This is a genomic window from Pseudomonas benzopyrenica (assembly GCF_036884265.1).
Taxonomy (GTDB): Bacteria; Pseudomonadota; Gammaproteobacteria; order Pseudomonadales; family Pseudomonadaceae; genus Chryseomonas; species Chryseomonas benzopyrenica.
The window spans coordinates 4,930,229-4,952,524 of the sequence record NZ_CP145723.1; the positions used below are offsets into that span (position 1 = coordinate 4,930,229).

A 22,296-nucleotide genomic window follows, 5' to 3' on the forward strand; every position below is an offset into this window, starting at 1 on the left:
GGGGCGCTATCCTCGTTAGGCGACGTTCTGCCGCTCACCCTTGGGGTCGTAGAACACCGGCGAGACGATCTCGGCAGCGATGTAGCGGCCATCGGCCAGCGGGGCGTAGACGGTCTGGCCCATGCGGCCCAGCCCACCCTTTACCATCGCCATGGCGAAGCCGTAGCCCAGGGTCGCGCTGTGGTAGCTGGAGGTCACGTGACCGACCATGTCCATGGGGATCGGCTGGTTGCGCTCGAACACCAGCTGCGCACCTTCCGGCAGCACGTCGCGGGCATCCAGGGGCTTGAGGCCCACCAGCTGCTTGCGATTCTCGCGGACGCAGTCCACCCGATGCATGCCGCGCTTGCCGATGAAGGAGAAGCTCTTGTTCAGGCTCACCGCCCAGCCCATGCCCAGGTCCTGGGGTGTGACCGAACCATCGGTGTCCTGACCGATGATGATGAAGCCCTTCTCCGCCCGCAGCACGTGCATGGTCTCGGTGCCATAGGGGGTCAGGTCGAATTCCTTGCCCGCGGCGACCACCTGCTCCAGCACGCCCATGGCGTAGTTGGCCGGCACGTTGATCTCGTAAGACAGCTCGCCGGTGAAGGAGATGCGGAACACCCGCGCCGGCACCCCGCCCACCTGGCCTTCCTTCCAGGCCATGAAGGGGAAGGCGGCGTTGTCCAGATCGATGTCGGTCAGCTTGGCCAGCAGCTTGCGGCTGTTGGGACCGGACAGGGTCAGGGTCGCCCAGTGGTCGGTGACCGAGGTGAAGTACACCTCCAGCTCCGGCCATTCGGTCTGGTGGTACAGCTCCAGCCATTCGAAGACGCGCGCCGCGCCGCCGGTGGTGGTGGTCATCAGGAAGTGGTTGTCGGCGAGACAGGCGGTGACGCCGTCGTCGAAGACCATGCCGTCTTCCTTGCACATCAGGCCGTAACGGGCCTTGCCGATGTCCAGCTTGGTCCAGGCGTTGGTGTAGACGCGATTGAGGAACTCGCGCGCATCCTTGCCCTGGATGTCGATCTTGCCCAGGGTGGAGGCGTCGAGCAGGCCGACGCTACGGCGCACGGCCAGGCACTCGCGGTTGACCGCGGCATGCAGGTCCTCGCCCGCCTTGGGGAAGTACCAGGGGCGCTTCCACTGGCCGACGTCCTCGAACAGGGCGCCCTGCTTGAGGTGCCAGGCGTGCAACGCGGTGTAGCGCTTGGGCTCGAACAGGTGGCCGCAATGCCGTCCGGCGATGGCGCCGAAGGTGATGGGCGTGTAGTTCGGGCGGAACATGGTGGTGCCGACTTCCGGGATGGCCTTGCTCTGCACGCGGGCAGCGATGGCCAGGCCGTTGATGTTGCCCAGCTTGCCCTGGTCGGTGCCGAAGCCCATGGCGGTGTAGCGCTTGACGTGCTCGATGGACTCGAAGCCCTCGCGGCAGGCCAGCTCGATGCCGGCGGCGGTCACATCGTTCTGCAGGTCGACGAATTGCTTGGGCGCCCGCGACGAGGGCTTGTCGTGGGGTACCTGGAACAGTGCCAGACTCGGATCTTCCTGGCGGAATTCGGCCTGGGGCAGCTCACCGCTGACGACCTTGGCACCGGCTTCGGCCGCCGCGGTGGCGCCAGCCTCGAAACCATCGGCGAGGACGTCGCCCAGGGCGAAGACCCCGTTCACGCCGCCGGCGCAGACCCGCTTCTGCGGCGCCGGACCGGGCACGAAGGCCTGGATGTCCTCACGCCACTGCGGACGACCGCCCAGGTGCGAAGCCAGGTGGACCACCGGGCTGTAACCGCCGGAGGTGGCGATCAGGTCGCAGTCGAGCCACTCGCCGCCACCCAGGGTGCGGAAGGCGGTAAGGTCGATGGTGGCGATCTTGGCGCCGGTCACCCGGGTGTTGCCGCGGGCTTCGCTCACGGCGGTGCCGCCCATGACCCGCACGCCACGCTTGCGCACTTCCTCGACCCAGGCGCCGCGGGGGTTGGGTCGCGCATCGGCCACGGCCACCACCTGGCGACCGGCTTCGAGCCAGTCCAGCGCCACGCGGTAGGCGTAATCGTTGTTGGTGGACAGCACCAGCCGCTGGCCCGGGGCCACGGCATAGCGGCGGATGTAGGTGGAAACGGCGCCGGCCACCATGTTGCCCGGCAGGTCGTTGTTGCCGTACACCAGCGGCCGCTCATGGGCGCCGGTGGCCAGTACCACGCGGGTGGCGCGGACACGGTGCAGGCGCTGACGCACCTGGCCATGGGGCGCGCGATCACCCAGGTGATCGGTCAGCCGCTCGTGAATGGTGAGGAAGTTGTGGTCGTGGTAGCCGTTGACCGTGGCGCGCGGCAGCAGGACCACGTTGTCCAGGCCCTGCAGCTCGGCCACCGCCTTGGCCGCCCAGTCGGCGGCCGGGGCGCCGTCGAGACGCTCGCGGCTGTCCAGCAGGCTGCCACCGAATTCTTCCTGCTCGTCGGCCAGGATCACCCGGGCACCGCTGCGACCGGCGGCCAGGGCCGCCGCCAGACCGGCAGCGCCACCGCCCACCACCAGCACGTCGCAGTGCTGGTTGAAGTTGTCATAGGTGTCGGGATCGACCTGGGTCGGCGCCCGGCCGAGACCAGCGGCCTTGCGGATGTACTTCTCGTAGGTCATCCACAGGTTCTGCGGATACATGAAGGTCTTGTAGTAGAACCCGGGCGGCATCATCTTGCCGCCGACCTTGCCGAGAATGCCCATGAGGTCGTTGTTGACGCTCGGCCAGCCATTGGTGCTGGCGGCGACCAGGCCCGGATACAGCGCCTGCTGGGTGGCCCGCACGTTGGGCACCTGGGTGGCCTCGGTGGCGCCGATCTGCATGATGGCGTTGGGCTCTTCGGCACCGGCGGCGACGATGCCGCGGGGGCGGGAGTACTTGAAGCTGCGCCCGATCACGTCCACGCCGTTGGCCAGCAGCGCCGAGGCCAGGGTGTCACCCTTGAAGCCCTGGTAGGTCTGACCGTTGAAGGTGAAGGTGATGGCCTGACTGCGGTCCAGGCGACCGCCCTGGGTGAGTCGATGGACCTGGCTCATGTGCGCTCTCCTCGCTCGGCGGTGAAGCGGGGCTGCTCGCCGATCGGATAGGTTTCGAGAATTTCGTAGGTCTCGGTGTTACGGGTCGCGTTGAAGTACTGGCGGCAGCCCGACGCGTGGACCCACAGCTCGTGACGCAGACCGCGCGGGTTGTCGCGGAAGAACATGTAATCGCCCCACTCCGCGTCGCTGCAGGCCTCGGGATCCAGCGGACGCGGGATGTGCGCCTCGCCAGCGGCGTGGAATTCTTCTTCGGAGCGCAATTCCCCGCAGTGGGGGCAGTGGATGTACAACATGCTCGGGCTCCTTAGTGGGCGACGGCCGCTGCGCCGTGTTCGTCGATCAGCGCGCCGGTGTGGAAACGGTCGATGGAGAAGGGCTTGGCCAGCGGATGCATCTCGCCGGAGGCCAGGGACGCCGCGAAGACGTTGCCCGAGCCGGGTGTGGCCTTGAAGCCGCCGGTACCCCAACCGCAGTTGAAGAACAGGTTTTCCACCGGGGTCTTGGAAATGATCGGGCAGGCATCCGGCGAGGTGTCGACGATGCCGCCCCACTGGCGGTTCATGCGTACCCGCGAGAGGATCGGGAACATCTCGACGATGGCCTGCAGGGTGTGCTCGATCACCGGGTAGGAGCCGCGCTGGCCGTAGCCGACCCAGCTGTCGATACCGGCGCCGATCACCAGGTCGCCCTTGTCGGACTGGCTGATGTAGCCGTGCACCGCGTTGGACATGATGACGCTGTCGATGATGGGCTTGATCGGCTCGGATACCAGCGCCTGCAGCGGGTGGGATTCCAGCGGCAGGCGGAAGCCCGCGAGCTTGGCCATGTGCCCGGAGTTGCCCGCGGTGACCACGCCGACGCGCCGGGCGCCGATGAAGCCGCGATTGGTTTCCACGCCGATCACCTTGCCGTCCTGCTTGCGGAAGCCAGTGACTTCGGTCTGCTGGATCAGGTCCACGCCCAGGGCGTCGGCGGCGCGGGCGAAGCCCCAGGCCACGGCGTCGTGACGGGCCACGCCACCGCGACGCTGCACGGTGGCGCCGAAGATCGGATAGCGGGTGTTCTTGCTGCAGTCCAGGTAGGGAATCTCCTCGGCCACCTGACGGGTGTCGAGCAGCTCGCCGTCCACGCCGTTGAGGCGGTTGGCGCTGACCCGGCGCTCGGAATCGCGCATGTCCTGCAGGGTATGGCAGAGGTTGTAGACGCCGCGCTGGGAGAACATGACGTTGTAGTTCAGGTCCTGGGACAGGCCTTCCCACAGCTTCATGGCGTGCTCATAGAGGTGCGCCGACTCGTCCCACAGGTAGTTGGAGCGGACGATGGTGGTGTTGCGTGCGGTGTTGCCGCCGCCCAGCCAGCCTTTCTCGATCACCGCGACGTTCTTCACGCCGAATTGCTTGGCGAGGTAGTAGGCGGTAGCCAGACCGTGACCGCCCCCGCCGACGATGACCACGTCGTAGACCGGCTTGGGCGTCGGGGTACGCCACATCCGCTGCCAGTTCTCGTGATGGCTCAGGGAGTGCTTGAAGAGGCCGAAGCCGGAATAGCGTTGCATCTGGAGACTCCTGCAGACGACGCCCCTTTCCGCGAGGGGGGAAAGGGGTTGGATAGGGGTTGCGTCAGGCGCGCGGCGACTAGCGGTAAACCGGGTAGTCGCGGCACAGCGCGGCCACCTGGCGCGCCACCTGGGCTTCCACATCGGCATCGCCGAGGTGGTCGAGGATGTCGCAGATCCAGCCGGCGACGCGTTCGCTTTCGCTGACGCCCAGGCCGCGGGTGGTCAGGGCCGGGGTACCGATGCGCAGACCCGAGGTCACGAAGGGCGACTGGGGATCGTTGGGCACGGCGTTCTTGTTCACGGTGATGCAGGCGCGACCCAGGGCGGCGTCCGCGTCCTTGCCGGTGATGCCCTGCTTGATCAGGCTGACCAGGAACAGGTGGTTGTCGGTGCCACCGGAGACCACGTCGAAGCCGCGGGCCTTGAACACGCCAGCCATGGCCTGGGCGTTCTTGATCACCTGCTGCTGGTAGGTCTTGAAGCCGGGCTCCAGGGCTTCCTTGAAGCACACCGCCTTGCCGGCGATGACGTGCATCAGCGGACCGCCCTGGGCGCCCGGGAACACTGCGGCGTTGAGTTTCTTCTCGATGTCGGCGTTGGCCTTGCACAGGATCAGGCCGCCACGGGGGCCGCGCAGGGTCTTGTGGGTGGTGGTGGTCACCACGTCGGCGAAGGGCACCGGGTTCGGATAGACACCGGCAGCGACCAGACCGGCCACGTGGGCCATGTCGACGAACAGCAGGGCGCCCACGCTGTCGGCGATGTCGCGGAAGCGCTGGAAATCCAGGGTCTTGGAATAGGCGGAGAAGCCCGCCACGATCATCTTGGGCTTGTGCTCTTCGGCCAGACGCTGGATCTCGTCATAGTCGATCAGCCCGGTGTCGGTGTTGATGCCGTACTGCACCGCGTTGTAGAGCTTGCCGGAGGAGCTGACCTTGGCGCCGTGGGTCAGGTGACCACCGTGGGCCAGGCTCATGCCGAGGATGGTGTCGCCGGGCTGCAGCAGCGCCAGGTAGACGGCCGAGTTGGCCTGGGAGCCGGAGTGCGGCTGGACGTTGGCATAGTCGGCGCCGAACAGCTGCTTGGCGCGCTCGATGGCCAGCTGCTCGACCTTGTCGACGTGCTCGCAGCCACCGTAGTAGCGCTTGCCCGGATAGCCTTCGGCGTACTTGTTGGTCAGCACGCTGCCCTGGGCTTCCATGACGCGCTGGCTGGTGTAGTTTTCGGACGCGATCAGTTCCAGGTGATGCTCCTGGCGCCGCGCTTCCTCGCCCATGGCGGCGAACAACGCATCATCGTAGCCCTGGATTTGGTCCTGCTTGCTGAACATCGCGGCGCTCCTAAAGTCTGTGGCGGTGAAAACCACCCCCTTGGCCGCGATGGTAGGCCCGGCCCCAACCCCCAAGATGCCTGTTTACGCCCCGGGCCGGCGCGTTTGCGACAGCCACTCAACAGGTGGGTTCTGCCGTTCGCCGGATCCCGTCAAGTCGCTCTGATCCGCGCCGATAGGTAGACGTATCACCTCCACCGGCCAGCGAGCTCCGCCATGTTCAACGCCCACTACAAGAAGACCATCGCCCGATTGGAAGCCGAGCTGCACGCCAACCAGGGCCTGACCCAGGCACTGGAGCGTTCCATGGCGGTGATCGAGTTCGATCTCGACGGCACCATCCTGCGCGCCAACGATAACTTTCTCCGGCTGACCGGCTATCGCGCCGACGCCCTGGTCGGCCAGCAGCACCGCCGACTCTGCCCGGCCGCCGTGGTCCAGGGTCGCGACTATGGCGATTTCTGGGCGCGCCTGAAACGCGGTGACTTCGTCTCCGGCACCTTCCAGCGCCTGGACGCCCAGGGCCGTACCCTCTGGCTGGAAGCCAGCTACAACCCGGTACCCGACAGCAGCGGCAAGATCGCCAAGGTGGTGAAGTACGCCCTCGACGTCACCGCCCAGGTCGAGCGCGACAGCGAAGCCCAAAGCAAGCTCAAGGCGCTGGACCGCGCCCTGGCGCGCATCGAGTTCGACCTGGACGGACGTATCCTGGACGCCAACGACAACTTCCTGGCCACCCTGGGCTACGGCCTGAAGGAGATCCAGGGCCAGCAGCATCGGCTATTCTGCGAACCGGCTCTGGTCAACAGCAGCGAATACGCCGACTTCTGGCGCCGCCTCAACGCCGGTGAATTCTTTCGCGGCCAGTTCAAGCGCCTGGGCAAGCATGGCCGGGTGATCTGGCTGGAAGCGAGCTACAACCCGGTGTACGACGCCACCGGCCGGCTCTATAAGGTGGTCAAGTACGCCAGCGACATCAGCGAGCGGGTGGAAAAGCACGAAAGCGACGGCCGCAGCGCCTCGCGGGCCTATCACATCTCCGCCGAGACCGAGAAGGTCGCCGAGCACGGCACCCGGATCATCCAGGCCGCCGCGGGCGAGATGCGCGAGATCGCGCACAACGTCAGCGCCTCCGCCGAGGTGATCGGCCAACTGGGTCAGCGCTCGGAGCAGATCACCGCCATCGTCAACACCATCCGCGGCATCGCCGACCAGACCAACCTGCTGGCGCTCAACGCCGCCATCGAGGCCGCCCGCGCTGGTGACCAGGGCCGTGGCTTCGCCGTGGTCGCCGACGAGGTTCGCCAGCTGGCGGGGCGCACCAGCAGCGCCACGGCGGAAATCGCCGAGATGATCGGCCGGATCCTCAGCGAAACCCAGCAGGCGGTCGCCAGCATGGAAAGCACCCAGGGCCGGGCGGCCAAGGGTGTCGAGCTGGCGGACCAGGCCGGTGCGGTGATCGTGCAGATCCGTGATGGTGCCAGCGACGCCGTGGAAGCCGTGAGCATGTTCGCCAGCAAGCTGGACGAATCCGAGGTGATTCCCAAGGGCGCGCGTAACTGGGTGGGGCATTGAGGGCGCTGGCTTGATCGGGATCAAGCGTCCCTGACGACCAGGGTCTAGCATGAAGGCATACCCCTTTCGTGGAGATGCCCCATGCACACTGTCCTGGTCGCCTACGACGGTTCACCCAGCGCCGACAACGCCCTGCGCTACATCCTCGACCTGGTGAAGGCCGGGCTGTCGCTGGAGCTGCACCTGCTCAACGTGCAGAACGAGCCGGAGATCTACGGCGCGCCCTTCGACGACCGCATCCTGCGCGAATGGCGCGGCAGCCTGCAGGACAAGGCCGAAGACATCCTGATCCGGGCGCGCCCGGCCCTGCTCGAAGCCGGTATCGAGGCCCAGACCCATGTCGGTTTCGGCAGCATCGCCGAGACCATCGGCGAGACGGCGCGGCGCCTGGAGGTGGACACCGTGGTCATGGGTACCCGCGGCCTGGGGTCGCTCAGTGGCTTGCTGCTCGGCTCGGTGGCCCATCGCGTGGTGCACCAGGTGCCCTTGCCGGTGATCCTGGTGAAATAGCCGCCCAACAAAAAACCAGCCCCTGGGCTGGTTTTTTCGTTTCCGGGCACCGCGTGGATCAGATGCTCAGGGTCCAGTCGTAGTCGACGATCAGCGGCGCGTGCTCGGAGAAGCGCGGTTGCCGCGGCAGGCGCGCCGAGCGCACGAAGCGGCGCAGGCCCGGGGTGAGGATGTTGTAATCGAAGCGCCAGCCCAGATTTAGGTGCTCGGCCTGGTCGCTGTCCGGCCACCAGCTGAACTGATCGCCTTCGCGACTCACTTCGCGCAGGGCATCCACATAGCCCATGTTGCCGATCACCTCGTCCATCCAGGCGCGCTCGGGGGCGAGGAAGCCGGGGATCTGCTGGCAGTCACGCCAGTTCTTCACGTCCTGCTTCTGGTGCGCCACATACAGCGAGCCACAATAGATGTACTCGCGACGCTTGCGGCGCTGCTTGTTCAGGTAGTGGGTGAAGTCGTCCATGAACTTGAATTTCATGTTCAGGTCTTCATCGCCGCGCTTGCCCGAGGGCAGCAGCAGGCTGGCGATGCTGACCTTGTCGAAGTCCGCCTGCAGATACCGACCGAAGCGATCGCAGGATTCGAAGCCCAGGCCGCTGATCACCGCCTTCGGCTGGACCCGGGTATAGAGTGCAACCCCGCCCTGGGACGGCACTTCGGCGTCGCAGGCATAGAGGATGTAACCTTCCAGCGCATAGGCCGGATCGTCCATGTCGTAAGAAGAGGCGCGCGTATCCTGCAAGCAGATCACGTCGGCATTCTGCGCCTTAAGCCAGGGCAACAGGCCCCGCTCCACAGCGTCCTGAATACCATTGACGTTCAAGCTGATGATCCGCATAAATGGCCCCCAAAAAATCGTGGATGTATGATACCCGAGCTAAACCGGTTTAGCTAAATACAAGCCGCGCAAGGACTTATATGCAGGCGTATCAGCGTAATTTCATTCGTTTCGCCATCGAGCGCGGAGTTCTGCGCTTTGGTGAATTCACCCTGAAATCGGGACGCATCAGCCCCTATTTCTTCAACGCCGGCCTGTTCCACAGCGGCGCGGCGCTGGCCCAGCTCGGCCGTTGCTACGCCGATGCGCTGGTGCAGGCCAACCTGCCCTTCGACGTCCTCTTCGGCCCGGCCTACAAGGGCATCCCCCTGGCCGCGGCCACGGCGGTGGCCCTGGTCGAGCACCACGGCCGCGATGTGCCCTGGTGCTTCAACCGCAAGGAAGCCAAGGACCACGGCGAGGGCGGCCTGCTGGTGGGCGCGCCCCTGACCGGTCGGGCGCTGATCATCGATGACGTCATCACCGCCGGCACCGCCATCCGCGAGGTCATGCAGATCATCGACGGCCAGGGCGCCAGCGCGGCCGGGGTGCTCATCGCCCTGAACCGCCAGGAGCGCGGCCGCGGCGAGTTGTCGGCCATCCAGGAAGTCGAGCGCGACTATGGCATCCCGGTGCTCAGCATCGTCGCCCTGGACCAGGTGCTCGAATACCTGGCCGAGGACGCCGAGCTCAAGCGTCACCTCCCCGCCGTCCAGGACTATCGCGCTCAATACGGTATCTAGTCGTCAGCCCAGGAGAGACGGTCATGGTCGTACGTCGCGCCGCTGCCAGTCTGTTGCTCATCGCCCTGCCGCTGGCTGGCCAGGCGGCCGAGCTGTATCGCTATCTGGACCGCAACGGCACCCTGGTCATCGACCGCCAAGGCGTGCCGCCGGAATACGCCGGCAAGGGCTACGACGTGCTCAACGAGCAGGGTCGGGTGATCCGCAAGGTCGCCCCGGCACTGCCCGCCGCCGAACTCGACCGCCGTGAACGCGAGCGCCAGCAGGCCCTGGTCGATGGCCAGCTGCGCAGGCTCTACAGCAATGTCGAGGACGTCGACCGCGCCAAGGCGCGCAAACTGGCCGAGCTGGACGGCCTGCTGCAGATCAAGAAGGCCAACCTGGAGGCCACGCGCCAGTTGCAGAGCCAACTGATGGAGCAGGCGGCGGTACAGCAGCGCAATGGCCAGGCGCTCCCGGCCGATCTGCAGGCCCGCCTCGACGCCGCGGCGGCCGATCAAGTGCGTCTGCAGGCCGATCTGCAGCGCTTCGACGAGCTGCGCAGCAGCACCAGCGCGGCCTTCGACGCCGACCGTGCGCGCATGCAGCGACTGGAAGCGGCTCAGGGCGCGAATCGCTAGTCCTGCAGAATCCGCTACCTGGTCGTATCCGGCCATCGCTACCTGGGTAGCGACGAACTCTCTGATTCTTTCAAACCAGATTCTGGCACGCACCGTGCAAAACGGTTTTCAACACATTGTTGAACAATCGGTCGTGAAGATTCATGAGCGGCAAAGACGCCAGCGAGCTACCCCTGGGGGCGCAGCTGCTGCTGGAAATGCGCGAAGACATCATCGGCGGTCGCCTGCTGCCCGGCACGGCGCTGGTCGAGAGTGAACTGGTCAAGGCCTACAACGCCTCGCGCAACACCATCCGCGAAGCCCTGCACCAGCTGGATCGCGAGGGCCTAGCCACCTATGTGCGCCACAAGGGGGTCATGGTGCGGCGCCTAGGCCTGGCCGAGGTGCGCGACATCTTCCAGGTGCGTCGCACCCTGGAACTGCAGGCCATCCTCACCAGCCGCCCGCTGCGCGAATACCAGTCCGATCGGATGCTGGATGCCCTGGAGGCCGCCGAGCTGGCGCAGTCGCGCGAGGACTGGCGCGCCCTTGGTACCCACGGCCTGCATTTCCATCAGCACATCGTCGGCCTGCTGCGCAGCCCGCTGTTCGATGAATTCTTCGCCACCGTCGCCGCCCAGATGCGCCTGCTGTTTTCCCTCGCGCCCGACGAGGAACACTTCCAGCGGCCCTGGACAGCCCGTGACCGCCAGATCCACGACCTGCTCGGCGCCGGACAGCGCCAGGCGGCCGGCGAGGCCATGGCCAGCTATCTCGACGATTCCGAAAACCGGTTGCTGGATCTGCTCAGCGCAGCCAGGCCGCTCTGACCGAGGAGACCTCCCATGTACAAGGACTACCCCGCTGCCTACCAGTCCACCCAGGGCTCCGCCCTGCAGGTCGATCAGGCCTTCTATGATCGGCTGCGTGAACGCAAGGACGGGCGCACCCTGATCGAGCAATTCGAGATCCCGATCCGTACCGGTCGCGCCTGGAAGGTCCCCGCCGGCCATCTGTTCCGCGTCACCACCCCACACGGGCCTCAGGTCGGCGACTTCAACGTCTGGAACGCCGAGGATCCACGCGAACGGATGTGGGCCGCGCGCACCCGGCAACTGCAGGGTGCCCACGTCAGCACCTACGACCGGCTCTGGTCCAACCTGCCCTTCCTGCGGCCGCTGCTGACCATCACCGACGACAGCCTGGCCGGCTATGGCATCGACGAACACGGCGGCCGCCTGCATGACCTGCTCGGCACCCGTTGCGATCCCTACGTCAACAAGATGCTCACCGGCGAGGACTTCCACCACCACTGCCATTCGAATCTGACCCGCGCGGTACTGCCCCATGGCCTCACCGAATTCGACGTCCACGATGTGCTGAACATCTTCCAGTGCACCGGCCTCAACCACGATGACCTGTACTTCATGAAGGCCTGCCCGGCCAAGCCCGGTGACTACCTGGAGTTCTTCGCCGAGATCGACGTGCTTTGCGCCCTGTCCACCTGCCCGGGCGGCGACCTGTCCCTGGCGATGTGGGGGCCCGAGGCCGAGGACCCGCTCAAGGTCTGCCGTCCACTGGGGGTGGAGATCTATCGGGTCGAGGAAGAGCTGCTGCAGGGCTGGGAATCACCCAAGCGAGCGGCCTACAACGGCCAGCACGGCTTGACCCTGCCCAAGGCCAGTTGGGAACAGTAGGTTCCGGCAGCAATGAAAAACGGCGCCCTGGGGCGCCGTTTCTGGGTCCGACCGAAAGCACTCAGCGCTTGCGGTTGGAAATCAGCGTACCGACGCCGACGTCGGTGAAGATTTCCAGCAGCACCGCGTTGGGCACCCGGCCATCGATGATGTGGGCGCTCTGCACCCCGCCCTGCACCGCTTCCAGCGCGCAGCGGATCTTCGGCAGCATGCCGCCGTAGATGGTGCCGTCGGCGATCAGCGAATTGACCTGCTCGGTGGAAAGCCCCGTGAGCACCTGACCCTGCTTGTCCATCAGGCCGGCGATGTTGGTCAGCAGCATCAGCTTCTCGGCCTTGAGCGCCTCGGCCACCTTGCCTGCCACCAGGTCGGCGTTGATGTTGTAGGACTCACCGTCCGGACCCACGCCGATGGGCGCGATGACCGGGATGAAGTCACCGCGCACCAGCATGTTGATCAGGTCGATGTTGACTCCGGTGACCTCGCCGACATGGCCGATGTCGATGATCTCAGGTTGGGTCATCTCCGGCGTCTGCCGGCTGACCTTGAGCTTGGTGGCGCGGATCAGGCCCGCATCCTTGCCGGTCAGGCCGATGGCCTTGCCGCCATGGCGATTGATCAGGTTGACGATGTCCTTGTTGACCTGGCCGCCCAGGACCATCTCCACCACATCCATGGTCTGGGCGTCGGTGACGCGCATGCCGTCGATGAAGTGGCTCTCGATGGACAGGCGCTTGAGCAGGTCGCCGATCTGCGGACCGCCGCCGTGCACCACCACCGGGTTGATGCCCACCGCCTTCATCAGCACGATGTCACGGGCGAAGCCGGCCTTGAGCTCGTCGCTCTCCATGGCGTTGCCGCCGTACTTGATTACCAGCGTCTTGCCGACGAACCGGCGGATATAGGGCAGCGCCTCGGACAGCACCTCGGCGACGTGCGAGGCATCCTCGCGGCTCAGGGTCATGGCTCACCTCTCAAGGTCGACTAAGAAAAGACAAAGGGCGCCTAGGCGCCCTCTGTGCTACCGCTGACCCGAGGTCAGAACGGCAGATTCAGATCCGGCTCCACCGCCAGCAGCTGCTTGCGGAACACCGTCTTGATGCGCTCCAGCTCCTCGAGGGTTTCCGCCTCGAAGCGCAGCACCAGCACCGGCGTGGTGTTGGACGCACGCACCAGACCCCAACCGTTCTGGTAATCGACGCGAACGCCGTCCAGGGTGGTGATCTGGGCATCGCCCCACTGGGCGTCGCGCTGCAGGGTCTCGATGATGCCGAACTTGCTCTCTTCGGTCACCTGGATATTGATCTCCGGGGTGGAGATGTCTACCGGGAAGGTATCGAACACCTGTTGGGCGCTGTGCTTCTCCTGGCTGAGGATCTCCAGCAGGCGCACGGCGCTGTAGATGCCGTCGTCGAAACCGAACCAGCGTTCCTTGAAGAACACGTGGCCGCTCATCTCGCCGGCCAGCAGGGCGCCGGTTTCCTTCATCTTCTTCTTGATCAGCGAGTGACCGGTCTTCCACATGATGGGACGACCGCCGTAGCCGGCGATGAGGTTGTTCAGGCGGCGGGTGCATTTGACGTCGAAGATGATGTCGGCGCCCGGATTGCGGGAGACTACGTCCTTGGCGAACAGCATCAGCAGCTGGTCGGGATAGATGATCTTGCCTTCGTTGGTCACCACGCCGACGCGGTCGCCGTCACCGTCAAAGGCCAGGCCCAGGTCGGCGCCGGTTTCCTTGACCTTGGCGATCAGGTCTTCCAGGTTCTCGGGCTTGCCCGGATCCGGATGGTGATTGGGGAAGTTGCCGTCCACCTCGCAGAACAGCGGGATGACCTCGCAGCCCAGGGATTCGATCAGCTGGGGGGCATTGACCGCGGCAACACCGTTACCGGCGTCCACCACCACCTTGAGCTTCTTGGCCAGCACCACGTCGTTGCGGATGTAGTCGGCATAGCTCTTGAGCACGTCGACCTGCTTGATCTGGCCCTGGCCGCTGGCCACGTCGCCGGTCTCGATGCGCTCGCGCAGACGCTGGATGGATTCGTTGGCCAGGGTCTCGCCGGCGATGACGATCTTGAAGCCGTTGTAGTCCGGCGGATTGTGGCTGCCGGTCAGCATGACGCCGGACTTGCCTTCGAGCACGTTGGCGGCGTAGTAGAGCACCGGGGTCGGCACCATGCCGACATCGCTGACATTGGCGCCGCTGTCGGCCACGCCCTTGATCAGTTGGGCGACCAGCTCGGGGCCGGACAGGCGGCCGTCACGGCCGACGGCCACGTTGGGCTCGCCACGCGCCAGGCTCTCCGAGCCGATGGCGCGCCCGATCCAGTAGGCGGCTTCGGCGGTCAGGGAGTCACCCACCACGCCACGGATGTCGTAGGCGCGGAAGATGCTGGCGTTGAGTTGGGGGGCTTGCGGGGTAGTGCTCATCGGGGGTTTCTCCAATCCCAGGAGATCCTGGTCTTCGTCGAGGATACTGATATCGAGGATGTCGGTGGTCTGGAACAGCGGCTCGCTCTGTTGAGCGCGGCCTCTGTCGGCAAACTCCGCCAGGGTCTTGGCCACGGCATCGCTAGGTGCCGCAGCATATAGGTCCGGCGACGACCCGGCCGATCGGCTGGCCAATCGGGCCGTCGACTTGGCCACGGGTTCCATTACCGCCAGGCGCAAAGTCGGGCTTTTGGCTATCTGATTGGATTCAAGTTCCTCGGCATAGGCCGTCAGACTGCGGACGTCGTCACGGAGCCGGCGTGACAGCTCCCGGGAAAACAGCCAAAAGCCCGCCAGCACGCCGAACAGCGCCAGCAGCAGCGCTACCAGGGGAAGGCCCACCGGGGTATCGGCGCCGGCCTCGGCGGCCGGTGCCAGTTCCAGCGTCCAGAGCGGGCTGCCGGTGGCGAGCCGGCGCATCAGCGCCGGATCACCGGGGCTGCCGCCGCTGGCCAGTACCTGCACACCGCCACCGGGAAATTGCTGCAGCAGGCGCCACTGGCCGACATTCGCCGGCGGCGTGGCCCAGCCCTGCAGCACCGCCGGCAGCGCTTCCACCAGTACGGCGCTGCCGAGCAACTGATCGCCGCGGCGGATGGGCTGGGCGCTGTAGACCAGCCAGCGATCCCCCAGGCGATAGGCTTCCGGTGGGGTCCGCTGGCCGCTTTCCAGGCGCTTGAGCAGATCGAGGGCGGCATAGTTGAGGGGACCGGGACGGTCGTCTTCGATCTGGCGCATGCCGGCCGGCACCACCAGCACATCGACCACGCCGAGGCGCTCGCGCAGCTGGCTTTCCGCCGTCGCACGCGCCGCGGGGTCATCGCCCTGGAGCGCCTGCAGCACCAGGGCATCCCCGGCGACGCCCTGCAGCCGTCGCGTCAGACCGACCAGCAGCTGATTGAGGGAGGCCGCCTGGGCCTGCAGCGCCTGGTCCGCCTGCTGCTCCTGGTTGCGCGCGCCCTGCGGCTGCAACACCAGGAACCACAGCAGCAGCGCGGCCAGCAGCAGACCAGCGAGCGCCAGCAGCAGCCCCGCGCCCATGCCGGGCAAGCCCGCGACCCGAGGGGCCGTCTTGCGCACATCCTTGCCGTTCTTGCCCCTTGCCATGCCGTTCTTCTCCTTTATGTCACGGCGCGCCTTGCATGTTTGGCGTCAGCGGGTACCGGAGTGCCCGAAGCCGCCGGTACCCCGTTCGGTCTCGGTAAAGTTCTCGACGATGTCGAAGTGCGCCTGGACCACAGGTACGAGCATCAGCTGGGCGATACGTTCGCCGATGCTCACGGTGAAGGTGGTCTGGCCGCGATTCCAGCAGGAGACCATGAGTTCGCCCTGGTAGTCCGAGTCGATCAGACCGACCAGATTGCCCAGCACGATACCGTGCTTATGGCCCAGTCCCGAGCGCGGCAGGATCAGCGCCGCCAGCGACGGATCGGCCACATGGATGGCGAGCCCGGTGGGGATCAGGGCGGTCTGGCCCGGCTCCAGCACCAGATCCTCCTGCAGCATGGCGCGCAGGTCGAGGCCGGCCGAGCCGGGGGTGGCGTAGGACGGCAGCGGGAAATCGCGCCCCAGGCGCGGGTCGAGGATCTTGGCTTGAAGGCTATGCATGGTTCTGGGCGGTATCTTTGAGATGGGTGGAAATCAGGGCGATGAGCTGGCGGGCGATCTTGCCCTTGCTGGTCTGCTCGAAGCGGATCTCGTGCAGGCCACGGTCGATCACGGTGACCGCGTTGTCTTCGCTGTTGAAGCCGATGGCCGGATTGGCCACGTCGTTGGCGACGATGAGATCGAGATTCTTGTCGCGCAACTTGCGTTGGGCGTACTCCAGCAGATTCTGGGTTTCCGCGGCGAAGCCGACGCTGAAGGGCCGATCCGGGCGCCCCGCCAGGGTGGCGAGGATGTCCGGGTTGCGCACCAGCTCCAGCAGCAGGCCGTCGCCACGGGTGGGGTCCTTCTTCAGCTTGTGCGGCGCGATCACCTCGGGGCGATAGTCCGCCACCGCCGCCGAGGCGATGAGCACGTCGCAGGGCATCAGCGCCTCGCAGGCGGCCAGCATGTCGCGGGCGCTGATCACGTCGATGCGCTCGACGCGATCGGGGGTCGGCAGATGCACGGGTCCACTCACCAGGCTGACGCGGGCACCCGCCTCCGCCGCCGCTTCCGCCAGGGCGAAGCCCATGCGACCGGAGCTGTGGTTGGTGATGTAGCGCACCGGGTCGATGTTTTCCTGGGTCGGGCCGGCGGTGATGACCACGTGGCGACCGGTCAGGTCGAGGCGCTGGAAGCAGTCGGCAGCGAGCTGGGCGAGGTCGGTGGCTTCCAGCATCCGACCGGGGCCGACGTCGCCACAGGCCTGGCTACCGCTGGCCGGGCCGAACAGCTTGATACCGCGACTGCGCAAGAGCTCCGCATTGGCCTGGGTGGCCGGATCGCGCCACATGGCCTGGTTCATGGCTGGTGCCAGGGCGACCCGGGCATCGGTGGCCAGCACCAGGGTGGTGAGCAGATCGTCCGCCACGCCCTGGGCCAGGCGCGCCATTACATCGGCGGTGGCCGGCGCGACCAGCACCAGATCGGCCCAGCGGGCCAGCTCGATATGACCCATGGCCGCTTCGGCGGCCGGATCCAGCAGATCCAGGTGCACCGGCAGCCCGGACAGCGCCTGCAGGGTCAGCGGCGTGATGAATTCGCGCCCGCCGCGGGTCAGTACCACCCGCACCTCGGCGCCCTGATCCTTGAGGCGGCGCACCAGCTCGGCGCTCTTGTAAGCGGCGATGCCACCTCCGACGCCCAGCACGATGCGTTTACGATGGAGCCGCTGCATATAGCCTTTCCGTTCTCGAACCGTCTAGAACGGGCATCGCACGGCCAATCGAGGCCTGCGCGCACCCGCGAATGATCCGGTTAAGATAGCACAGCGCCTGCAGGACGCAGACGCCCCGCCAGACAAGGAGCGCCCATGAGCATCAAGGATTGGCCGGCCCAGGAACGGCCGCGGGAGAAACTGCTGGAACAGGGCGCCCAGGCCCTCACCGACGCCGAGTTGCTGGCGATCTTTTTACGCACCGGCGTGGCCGGCAAAAGCGCGGTGGACCTCGCCCGCCAGCTGCTCGGGGAATTTGGCAGCCTGAGGGCCCTGCTGGAGGCCGACCTCACCGCCTTCAGCACCCACCTCGGCCTCGGCCCGGCCAAGTACAGCCAGCTGCAGGCGGTGCTGGAAATGGGCCGCCGCCACCTGGCCGAAGGCCTCAAGCGCGACTCGGCGCTGGAAAGCCCCCAGCAGGTCCGCGACTATCTAAAGGCGCGCCTGCGCCACGAACCCCACGAAATCTTCGGCTGCCTGTTCCTCGACACCCGCCACCGGGTGCTAGCCTTCGAAGCCCTGTTCCACGGCACCATCGACGGCGCCAGCGTCTACCCCCGCCAGGTGGTCAAGCGCGCCCTCGCCCACAACGCCGCCGCCGTCATCCTCACCCACAACCACCCCTCCGGCATCGCCGAACCCAGCCAGGCCGACCGCCTGCTCAACACGCGCCTGAAGGACGCCCTGACGCTGGTCGATGTGCGGGTGCTGGATCATTTCATCGTGGGGGATGGAGAGCCGCTTTCGATGGCGGAATATGGGTGGCTCTAACCTCGTTCTGAAGCGAGCACTTCCATCCAACTAAAAGCCTAACTTTAAAATTATAAAATTATAAAATTTTAAAACTGACGATGACCGTCACTTTTATGGGTTTAATTTGGACAATTTTTGTCACTCCAATAAATAGGCTTATTTTTTTATTGAAAGCTCGGCGGAAAAATTAGCGCTGGGTCACACTTTTTCGCTACCAAAGCTCAAAAAACCGCTCTAGGATGCACATCGCAGGCAGACTGAGTCATTAGCTGCCTAACAGCGGGCGAAAATTGCCCCAGCGATTTCCGCCCCAAGAAGTTCAAGGATTGGAACTTCAAACCTCGTGAGGTCATGGATGACTTTATTATCTTCGCTCGCCCAGAATTATATAGCCGTTGCCGACCACCCTATAGCCGCGGACAACTTCGCCGGCGAAGATCGCCGCTATAGTTCCGAGTTCGAGCGACTCGAAGCGGTCTGCCAGAACACCCAGGCGCTGCATCGCGACGTCACGCCGGACTGGGCCACCACTGCCGAGCAGGCGACGGCTTTCTTGCGTGAGCACTCCAAGGATCTGCGGGTCGCCGTCTGGCTGACCTGGGCGCTGTACTGCACCCGCAACTGGACCGGTCTGGAGGCCGGTCTAGCTCTGCTTGAGCGACTGTTGGAGACCCACTGGGAGGATCTGCATCCCCGTAAGGAACGTACCCGCGCAGCGGCTCTCGGTTGGCTTCAGATCCGTCTGGAAGGCGTCTTCGATACCCCCACCCTGACTACCCTGGAAGCGTCCTGGCTACAGACCTTCAGTACCCAACTCGGCCAGCTGGAGGCGCTACTGCAGCCGCGCCTGGGTGAGGCCGCGCCGCTGCTGCTGCCGTTGGTGCGGCGCCTGGACGAACAACGGCGGCGTCAGGTTCAGGCCACCGCGCCGGTGGAATCCCCCACCGCGTCCCTCCCGTCCACCCCGGTTGCGGCCGCTCAAGCACTCCAGGGTCCGCTGGAATCGGACAAGGACGCCCATCGCCTGCTACGCCAGCTGCAGGAAGGCGCTCGGACGCTGAGCAACTGGTGGCTGCGCCAGCGTGCTGGCGATCAACGCGCCCTGCGCCTGAATCGCGCCCTGCTCTGGGGCGGCATCGACAGCCTGCCCGCCCACGATGCCCAAGGCATCACCGGGCTACGGGGTTTGCCGGCTGATCGCCTGAGGTTCTTCCAGGAGCGTCAGGCAGCGGGCGATGTCGCCACGCTGCTTGGCGAACTGGAGATCAGCCTGGCACGCGCGCCCTTCTGGCTGGATGGTCAGCGCCTGGCCTGGGAATGCCTGCAGGCGCTGAGTGCCCAGGCGGCCTGCCGGGAAATCGAGTGGCCGCTGTTGTTGCTGCTGGAGCGCCTGCCGGGCATCGAAGCCCTGGCCTTTCACGACGGCCAACCCTTTGCCGATCCCCAGACCCGGCTCTGGCTGTCCGGTCTGACCGCGTCGACCGGGGCGCAACCCGCCGCCGCGAGCGAAGCACGTCAGGACGCCTGGAGCGAAGCGCTTGCCGAAGCCCTGGTGGAGTTGCGTGCAGGCGGCCTCAAGAGCGCCGTGCGTCATCTGCAGCAGGGCCGCCGCAGCGCCCAGGGCGAACGCCAGCGCCTGCTCTGGGACCTGGCCGGTGTCCAGTTGCTGATTCAGGCCCGCCAGTTCGAACTGGCGCACGTCCAGCTCGTCGAGCTGGACGCCGAACACGGCGCCTTGCTGACGCGCTGGGAGCCACAGCTGGCCCTGGAGATCCTCCAGAGTCGCCGGTTGTGCCTGGAAGCCCTGCCTGCAATCGCTGACAGCCGGGCGCAGCTGCAACAGCTGCGCCCCCGACTTTGCGGCCTCGATCTCGAGGCGGCACTCGACTGAGGTTCGTCCTCACACTCAAGGAGAAACACATGGCCAAAGAAGGCTCGGTTGCCCTGAAGGAACGCATCAACGTCACGGTTCGACCCGCCAGCGGCGGTGCCGAAGAAGAAATGGAATTGCCCCTCAAGCTCATGGTGCTGGGCGACTTCACCCAGCGCGCCGACGACCGCAAGCTTGAAGACCGCAAGCCGGTGGCGGTCGACAAGGACAACTTCGACGAGGTCATGGCCAAGCAGCAGTTGGGCCTGACCCTGGCGGTGCCCAATCGCCTACAGGAGGGCAGCGAAGACGACCTGGCCATCCGGCTCGAGCTCAAGGCCATGGCCGATTTCAGCCCGGCGCGCCTGGTGCAGCAGGTCCCCGAGCTCAAGCAATTGATGGATCTACGCGATGCCCTGGTGGCGCTCAAGGGGCCACTCGGCAACACCCCGGCCTTCCGCAAGGCCATCGAACAGGTGCTTGCCGATCCGGTCGCCCGAGCCACGGTGCTTGGCGAACTCGGCTTGTCGACTCAAGACCTTTGATCAGGAAGATCACCATGACCGCCACCCTGCTCCAGCAACCCGCTACCGACGTTGTCGAAGACAGCGGCATTCTCGACCGCATCATCGCCGAGACCCGCCTGGCCCCCCACGATGAAAGCTATGGCGTGGCCAAGCGCGGCATTTCCGCCTTCATCGAAGAATTGCTCAAGCCGCACAACGCCCAGCAGCCGGTAAAGAAGGCGTTGGTCGACCGCATGATCGCTGAGATCGACGAGAAGCTCAGTCGCCAGGTCGACGAGATCCTGCACCACGATCAATTCCAGTCGCTGGAAGCGGCCTGGCGCGGCCTGCGCCTGTTGGTGGAGCGCACTGATTTCCGTGAAAACAACCGGATCGAGATGCTCAACGTCTCCAAGCAAGACCTGCTGGAAGACTTTGAGGATTCGCCGGACATCGTCCAGTCGGGCCTCTACAAGCATGTCTACACCGCTGAATTCGGTCAGTTCGGTGGTGAGCCGGTTGGCGCCATCATCGCCAACTACGACTTCGATCCCAGCGCGCCGGATATCCGTACCCTGCAACAGGTGGCGGCGGTCTCGGCCATGGCTCATGCCCCCTTCATCGCCGCCGCCGGCCCACGCTTCTTTGGCCTGGAAAGCTTTACCGGGCTACCCGACCTCAAGGATCTCAAGGATCACTTCGACGGTCCGCAATTCGCCAAATGGCAGAGCTTTCGCGAACAGGAAGATGCCCGCTACATCGGCCTCACCCTGCCGCGCTTCCTGCTGCGCACCCCCTACGATCCGGAAGAGAATCCGGTGAAGACCTTTGCCTACCGCGAGAACGTCAGCCAGAGCCATGGCCACTACCTCTGGGGCAACACGGCCTACGCCTTCGCCACCCGGCTGACCCACAGCTTCGCCAAGTACCGCTGGTGTCCGAATATCGTCGGTCCGCAAAGCGGTGGCGCGGTGGAAGACCTGCCGCTGCACCATTTCGAAAGCATGGGCGAGATCGAGACCAAGATACCCACCGAGGTACTGATCTCCGATCGTCGCGAGTACGAATTGGCCGATGCTGGCTTTATCGCCCTGACCATGCGCAAGGGCAGCGACAACGCCGCCTTTTTCTCCGCCTGCTCCACGCAAAAGCCCAGGTTTTATGGCAACAGCGAAGAAGGCCGCGCCGCCGAGCTGAACTACAAGCTCGGCACCCAGCTGCCCTATCTGTTCATCGTCAGCCGCCTGGCGCACTACCTCAAGGTGCTGCAGCGCGAGCAGCTGGGTGGCACCAAGGAGCGCACCGACCTCGAGCTGGAACTCAACAAGTGGATCCGCCAGTTCGTCGCCGACCAGGAGAATCCCAGCGCCGAGGTACGCGGCCGCCGGCCGTTGCGCGCGGCCAGCATCCGCGTCAGTGATGTCGAGGGTAATCCGGGCTGGTTCCGCGTCGGCCTCAGCGTGAGACCTCACTTCAAGTATCAGGGCGCCGATTTCACCCTGTCGCTGGTCGGCAAGCTGGACAAGGAGTAACGGGCCATGAGCTACGGCAGTCTGTTCGAACGTCTGGCCGGCACCCACGCCGCGCGCGCCCAGGGTTCGCCCTTCGAGGCCCTGAGCGCCTCGGTGGCAGCGCACCTGGCGAAGATGCTCAGTACCCGCGCAGGCAGCGTACCGACCCAGGCCGACTACGGATTGCCCGATCTCAACGACCTGCGTCTGTCACTGCACGACTCGCTACAGCAGGCGCGACTGGCCATTGAAGGTTTCATCGCCACCTACGAGCCGCGTCTGTCGCACGTGAAGGTGCTGCCCCTGCCACGGGAGGGCACCACCCTGGCCTTCGCGTTGGAGGGCCAGCTCGAACTCGACGGTCAGCATCGCGCCGTCCGTTTCACCGCGAGCCTGGATGGCAGCGGTCAGGTCAAGGTCAGCCAGGGATAG

The 22,296-nt window shown here is 65.6% G+C and carries 19 protein-coding genes and 2 pseudogenes; 12 read left to right on the forward strand and 9 right to left on the reverse strand.

Annotated features, from left to right (window positions below; all coding sequences use genetic code 11):
- Positions 1-15 precede the first annotated feature (15 nt).
- The 4 genes from V6W80_RS23270 to glyA form a co-directional block, all read right to left on the reverse strand.
- Positions 16-3,036, reverse strand: a complete 3,021-nt coding sequence (locus tag V6W80_RS23270; protein WP_338545483.1) for a sarcosine oxidase subunit alpha — start codon at positions 3,034-3,036, stop codon at positions 16-18.
- On the reverse strand, positions 3,033-3,332 hold the full coding sequence (locus V6W80_RS23275; RefSeq protein ID WP_017639232.1) for a sarcosine oxidase subunit delta: 300 nt from the start codon (positions 3,330-3,332) through the stop codon (positions 3,033-3,035). The genes V6W80_RS23270 and V6W80_RS23275 overlap by 4 nt, the downstream gene beginning before the upstream one ends.
- An 11-nt stretch (positions 3,333-3,343) precedes the next feature.
- Complete coding sequence (locus tag V6W80_RS23280) at positions 3,344-4,594, reverse strand: sarcosine oxidase subunit beta family protein (protein ID WP_017639231.1); 1,251 nt, start codon at positions 4,592-4,594, stop codon at positions 3,344-3,346.
- Positions 4,595-4,673: 79 nt separating this feature from the next.
- Positions 4,674-5,927 (reverse strand): serine hydroxymethyltransferase, encoded by a 1,254-nt coding sequence (gene glyA, locus V6W80_RS23285; protein ID WP_017639230.1) that lies wholly within the window; start codon positions 5,925-5,927, stop codon positions 4,674-4,676.
- 306 nt (positions 5,928-6,233) lie between these two features.
- On the opposite strand from glyA, the pseudogene V6W80_RS24205 reads away from it, so the two are divergent.
- The 3 genes and pseudogenes from V6W80_RS24205 to V6W80_RS23295 form a co-directional block, all read left to right on the forward strand.
- Positions 6,234-6,866: pseudogene (locus tag V6W80_RS24205) on the forward strand (PAS domain-containing protein); the annotation flags it as partial.
- Between the two features lie 159 nt (positions 6,867-7,025).
- Positions 7,026-7,502, forward strand: a pseudogene (locus V6W80_RS24210) (methyl-accepting chemotaxis protein); the annotation flags it as partial.
- A gap of 81 nt (positions 7,503-7,583) precedes the next feature.
- Positions 7,584-8,012 (forward strand): universal stress protein, encoded by a 429-nt coding sequence (locus tag V6W80_RS23295; protein ID WP_338545485.1) that lies wholly within the window; start codon positions 7,584-7,586, stop codon positions 8,010-8,012.
- A gap of 58 nt (positions 8,013-8,070) precedes the next feature.
- On the opposite strand, the gene V6W80_RS23300 is transcribed toward V6W80_RS23295, so the two are convergent.
- On the reverse strand, positions 8,071-8,850 hold the full coding sequence (locus V6W80_RS23300) for an exodeoxyribonuclease III (protein ID WP_007160046.1): 780 nt from the start codon (positions 8,848-8,850) through the stop codon (positions 8,071-8,073).
- A gap of 80 nt (positions 8,851-8,930) precedes the next feature.
- Between V6W80_RS23300 and pyrE the strand changes: the two genes are divergently transcribed.
- The 4 genes from pyrE (at position 8,931) to V6W80_RS23320 (ending at position 11,868) form a co-directional block, all read left to right on the forward strand.
- Entirely contained in the window at positions 8,931-9,572 is a 642-nt protein-coding gene (gene pyrE / locus V6W80_RS23305) for an orotate phosphoribosyltransferase (RefSeq protein ID WP_017639227.1), read from the forward strand.
- Positions 9,573-9,595: 23 nt separating this feature from the next.
- A complete protein-coding gene (locus tag V6W80_RS23310) occupies positions 9,596-10,192 on the forward strand; it encodes a DUF4124 domain-containing protein (protein WP_068384510.1) in 597 nt (198 codons plus the stop codon).
- A gap of 143 nt (positions 10,193-10,335) precedes the next feature.
- The gene (locus V6W80_RS23315; RefSeq protein ID WP_338545486.1) at positions 10,336-11,001 is read left to right on the forward strand and encodes a GntR family transcriptional regulator; all 666 of its coding nucleotides are present in this window, start codon (positions 10,336-10,338) and stop codon (positions 10,999-11,001) included.
- 15 nt (positions 11,002-11,016) lie between these two features.
- Positions 11,017-11,868: a DUF1989 domain-containing protein gene (locus V6W80_RS23320; RefSeq protein WP_184289433.1), complete on the forward strand. Its 852-nt coding sequence runs from the start codon at positions 11,017-11,019 to the stop codon at positions 11,866-11,868.
- Between the two features lie 61 nt (positions 11,869-11,929).
- On the opposite strand, the gene argB is transcribed toward V6W80_RS23320, so the two are convergent.
- The 4 genes from argB to coaBC form a co-directional block, all read right to left on the reverse strand.
- On the reverse strand, positions 11,930-12,832 hold the full coding sequence (gene argB, locus V6W80_RS23325; protein WP_093253062.1) for an acetylglutamate kinase: 903 nt from the start codon (positions 12,830-12,832) through the stop codon (positions 11,930-11,932).
- A gap of 74 nt (positions 12,833-12,906) precedes the next feature.
- On the reverse strand, positions 12,907-14,301 hold the full coding sequence (gene algC / locus V6W80_RS23330) for a phosphomannomutase/phosphoglucomutase (RefSeq protein ID WP_197480243.1): 1,395 nt from the start codon (positions 14,299-14,301) through the stop codon (positions 12,907-12,909).
- Between the two features lie 1,212 nt (positions 14,302-15,513).
- Positions 15,514-15,969, reverse strand: coding sequence for a dUTP diphosphatase (dut, locus tag V6W80_RS23335; RefSeq protein WP_017639221.1), 456 nt, complete (start codon positions 15,967-15,969; stop codon positions 15,514-15,516).
- The gene (gene coaBC / locus V6W80_RS23340; RefSeq protein ID WP_027600436.1) at positions 15,962-17,185 is read right to left on the reverse strand and encodes a bifunctional phosphopantothenoylcysteine decarboxylase/phosphopantothenate--cysteine ligase CoaBC; all 1,224 of its coding nucleotides are present in this window, start codon (positions 17,183-17,185) and stop codon (positions 15,962-15,964) included. The genes dut and coaBC overlap by 8 nt, the downstream gene beginning before the upstream one ends.
- 135 nt (positions 17,186-17,320) lie before the next feature.
- Here coaBC and radC point away from each other — a divergent pair, with 135 nt between their 5' ends.
- From radC to tssE, 5 genes are all read left to right on the forward strand, one after another.
- Positions 17,321-17,995 (forward strand): RadC family protein, encoded by a 675-nt coding sequence (gene radC / locus V6W80_RS23345; RefSeq protein ID WP_338545487.1) that lies wholly within the window; start codon positions 17,321-17,323, stop codon positions 17,993-17,995.
- Positions 17,996-18,332: 337 nt separating this feature from the next.
- Positions 18,333-19,868 (forward strand): type VI secretion system protein TssA, encoded by a 1,536-nt coding sequence (tssA, locus tag V6W80_RS23350; protein ID WP_338545488.1) that lies wholly within the window; start codon positions 18,333-18,335, stop codon positions 19,866-19,868.
- A gap of 29 nt (positions 19,869-19,897) precedes the next feature.
- The gene (tssB, locus tag V6W80_RS23355; protein ID WP_338545489.1) at positions 19,898-20,392 is read left to right on the forward strand and encodes a type VI secretion system contractile sheath small subunit; all 495 of its coding nucleotides are present in this window, start codon (positions 19,898-19,900) and stop codon (positions 20,390-20,392) included.
- A 14-nt stretch (positions 20,393-20,406) separates the two neighbouring features.
- Positions 20,407-21,885 carry a type VI secretion system contractile sheath large subunit gene (gene tssC / locus V6W80_RS23360; protein ID WP_338545491.1) on the forward strand — a complete coding sequence of 493 codons (1,479 nt, stop codon included), beginning with the start codon at positions 20,407-20,409 and terminating at the stop codon, positions 21,883-21,885.
- Between the two features lie 6 nt (positions 21,886-21,891).
- Positions 21,892-22,296 carry a type VI secretion system baseplate subunit TssE gene (gene tssE, locus V6W80_RS23365; protein ID WP_064307684.1) on the forward strand — a complete coding sequence of 135 codons (405 nt, stop codon included), beginning with the start codon at positions 21,892-21,894 and terminating at the stop codon, positions 22,294-22,296.